Source organism: Vibrio sp. Vb1554, from assembly GCF_033344235.1.
On sequence record NZ_JAWPOJ010000131.1, the window covers coordinates 1 to 1,634 of the forward strand.

Annotated in this window: 2 protein-coding genes and 1 pseudogene; all 3 read left to right on the forward strand. The window is 44.3% G+C overall.

The features are described 5' to 3' along the window. Positions 1-615: ATP-binding cassette domain-containing protein (locus tag R8N28_RS24265; RefSeq protein ID WP_318183552.1), on the forward strand; the 615-nt coding region annotated here is incomplete at its 5' end. Between the two features lie 303 nt (positions 616-918). Beyond that, positions 919-1,287: a PilZ domain-containing protein gene (locus tag R8N28_RS24270; protein WP_318183553.1), complete on the forward strand. Its 369-nt coding sequence runs from the start codon at positions 919-921 to the stop codon at positions 1,285-1,287. Positions 1,288-1,315: 28 nt separating this feature from the next. Further along, positions 1,316-1,634: pseudogene (locus tag R8N28_RS24275) on the forward strand (peptidase M23); the annotation flags it as partial.

Consider the following 1,634-nt stretch of genomic DNA (forward strand, 5'->3'; position numbering starts at 1 on the left):
GTGGGTATCATCGGTGCCAACGGCGCGGGTAAATCAACGCTATTCAAGATGCTAAGCGGCACTGAACAACCTGACTCAGGTACCATTGAGATGGGTGACACAGTGAAACTCGCATCTGTTGAGCAGTTCCGTGATTCAATGAACGATAAGAACACGGTATTCCAAGAGATTTCTGAAGGCGCTGACATCATCAAGATCAACAACTTTGAAATCCCTGCGCGTGCGTACTGTTCACGTTTCAACTTCAAAGGCTCAGACCAACAGAAAGTGATTGGCGAGCTATCTGGTGGTGAGCGTAACCGTGTACACCTAGCCAAACTGCTTAAAGCGGGCGGTAACGTACTACTACTCGACGAACCAACCAACGACCTTGACGTTGAAACGCTACGTGCTTTAGAAGAAGCACTACTAGAGTTCCCGGGCTGTGCAATGGTTATCTCGCACGACCGTTGGTTCCTAGACCGTATTGCAACGCACATCATCGACTACCGTGACGAAGGCCAAGTTAACTTCTACGAAGGTAACTACACAGAGTACATGGATTGGTTGAAGAAAACGTTGGGCCCTGAAGCTGCAGAGCCGCACCGCATCAAATACAAACGTATTGCGAAATAATGATTACGACAGACTGACACCGAAACTTACGCTTTCTGGAAAGTCTGTTGGTAATTTATACAAAGGCCGCTATCATAGCGGCCTTTGTCGTATACCCCAGCCAGTTAAAAGCGCCTTTCTGGGCCATTTTGATTGGCGTTATTAAGGTATTTGATGATTTGAGAGTCATTGGGTCAGTGAAAAACATGACCGTGTACTTACGTAACTCTGTAGCGTTCTCGACAGTTTTTAAACAACATTCGAACACTTTTTGTTCTTCTTGATATACTATTCAATCTGTTTAAATGCCTTAGAGAGCGCAATATGACGGAGAAAAGACGCTTTTCACGCATCATCTACCAAGCTCCAGCTCAGTTAGAACAACGTGATTTGAGACTTAACGCTACGATTCAAGATCTTTCCTTGCATGGTTTGCTCTTACAAGCCGAAGGCTTAGATACATTGAATCCTGCACTTTTGGTTGATGTCGGTTTCTCATTCCACCAGTCTGAACAAGAGATTACGTTAACGGCACAGATCGTAGACGTCGCTCAAGACCAAATACGGCTCAAGATCACCAACATCGGCATTGAAAGCATTAGCCAATTAAAACGATTTATCGAATTGAATGTAGGCAATAACGACCTTCTGAATCGAGAGTTAGACCATCTTTCCGATTTAGGGGAAAAATAAATCAACGCCTATTTAAGTAACAATAATTATGTCTAAAAAAATCATCATGCAGATCCCCACTAAAAACGGTGATCAGCAATTTTATTTGGGCCGCGGTTCGGTACTAGCCCTATTAACTTCGATCATCGCCTTACCTGACGTTGTCGGCGGGGCTTGGTATTTGAACCAGCAACAGATTCATAATCAGACAACGTTGGCGCAAACCATTACCAAACTAGAAAGCGAGAAAGCAGAAATCACAGCGCTCTATGAAGAGCAATTGGATACCAACCACTCACTCTCTCAAGCTTTGACGGACAAGAACAACCAGATTCAACTGCTTGGAAAGCGCGTGTTTGATGTGGAAT

Excerpts from the sequence above, each read along its gene's own strand:
- R8N28_RS24270 (WP_318183553.1), top strand. The coding sequence starts at position 919 with ATGACGGAGAAAAGACGCTTTTCACGCATCATCTACCAAGCTCCAGCT.